Origin of the sequence: Acidithiobacillus sp., assembly GCF_027322205.1 — a bacterium.
GTDB lineage: Bacteria > Pseudomonadota > Gammaproteobacteria > Acidithiobacillales > Acidithiobacillaceae > Acidithiobacillus.
On sequence record NZ_DAHVHY010000143.1, the window covers coordinates 1 to 1,752 of the forward strand.

Genomic DNA, 1,752 nt, shown 5'->3' on the forward strand with positions numbered 1-1,752 from the left:
GCACCTGCAATCACTACACCCTGCTGCGCCGCGAGGCGGGGGCCACCGGGCATTACCTGATCGCCAATGAGATGGCCTGGTACAAAAAGCATCAGACCCAAAACGGCGCGGGTCTTCCCACCCCAGGTAAGGTCAATAGCTATACGCCGACCACGCTGCTCAAGGTCCCCGGTCCCGAGCAGATGAAACAGGAATGGATCGCCAGCAAAGGGGTCACGTCCTACGCGCAGGTCATGGCTTATCTCAAGGCCTATTCCGCGCAAAAAAACGCACCGGTAAATGCCTATCAGGCCAGTGAGAAAGAATGAGACTATTAAAAAGCGCACGCTGCCCGCAAGGCGCGTAATCACGGGATGTCTCGGCCTGAAACAGGGGGATTCATATCCCTTAACATATTGTTGCTTGCGGATCGCGACTAATTTTCGGGAAACTCATCCCAATGATGTGTACAGTATATCCCCGAAGCCAGAGAAGGCGGCGAACCATCTTGCGAGCGTTTTTTTCATGCATAGGCTTCATGGCGTGCCTCAGCGGCTTTGCCGGGAGCGAAGGACTGGGAATACCCGCAGCACAAGCCGGGGTTATTCAAGGCCTGTTTAGCGATCCACTGGGGACCAGCCACTGGAATGCAGCGGCAGTCGGCGCGCCCTGGATCCATCATGTGCGGCATCTGCCTCAGGCGCCCCAAACGCCTTCGGTCCAATTTTCGCACCCCATGGGCCTTGCTGCCCTGACTGCCTTCGCCCTGTCCCATAATCCGGCGTCTCGAGTGGCTTTTGAAAATCTGCAGGCAGCGGCAGCGGGGCTGGGCGTGGCTGATTCAGGTTATTTGCCGACGTTGATTCTGCAGAGCAATGCCGTGCGATCCGAATCCAACACCTCGGCGGGCTTTTCCATACCGGTGTTGAACAGCGACAGCACCAATCTCTCCCTCAATTACGTCCTCCTGGATTTTGGCGCCCGTGCTGCCCAGCGCGACGGGGCACTGGCCGATATCTACATCAGCGGCTTCGACAACAATAGCGCCCTGCAGAGCGTGGCCCTGTCGGTGACCCAGGATTATTACCTGCTTCTCGGCGAACAGGCTCTGGTACGCGCCTATCAGAAAACCGTCGCGGAGGACGTTGCGAGCCTCGACGCCGCCGCTATCAAGCAGCATTCGGGTCTGGCCACGGTTGCCGATGTACTGCAGGCCAAGGCCGCCCTCGCCCAGGCCAGAGCCAATCTGATTTCCGCCGCAGCGCAGGTGCACAGCGACGAAGGGGCGTTGGCGGAATCCTGCGGATTGTCGGCCCATGAGACGATACCCGTAGTGCCCCTCGACACGCATGTTTTGCCACCCTTGGTGACGCCAGCCCTACGCGCTCTGGTGTATCGCGCCCGGATGGACAATCCCGCCATTCAATCCGCGGCCGCACAGATCCTCGCCGATCGCGCCACGGTGCGCGCCGATCAGGCGGCGGGTATGCCGACGCTGAGTCTCGGAGTGAGTGGCGGCAAACGCTTCCAGAATGGACTTTTCCCTTCGCAAAACTGGTCCATCGGCTTTACCTTGCGTGTTCCGCTCTTTACGGGATTCAAGAACAGCTATCAGATCGCCGAGGCTCGCGCCAATACGCGCAGCGCACAGGCATCCCTGAACGAGGAAACCCAGAAGATTGAGAGCACCGTATTTCAGGACTATCAAACCATTGTCGGCGCACGCAGCGCGGCCCAGGCCGCCCAACTCGCCGTACGGAGTGCTCAGGCGTC

The 1,752-nt window shown here is 59.5% G+C and carries 1 protein-coding gene and 1 pseudogene; both read left to right on the plus strand.

Annotated elements, in window-relative coordinates:
* Positions 1 to 308: pseudogene (locus M7F93_RS11835) on the plus strand (quinoprotein amine dehydrogenase, beta chain-like protein); the annotation flags it as partial.
* A gap of 209 nt (positions 309 to 517) precedes the next feature.
* Positions 518 to 1,752: TolC family protein (locus M7F93_RS11840; protein ID WP_298173804.1), on the plus strand; the 1,235-nt coding region annotated here is incomplete at its 3' end.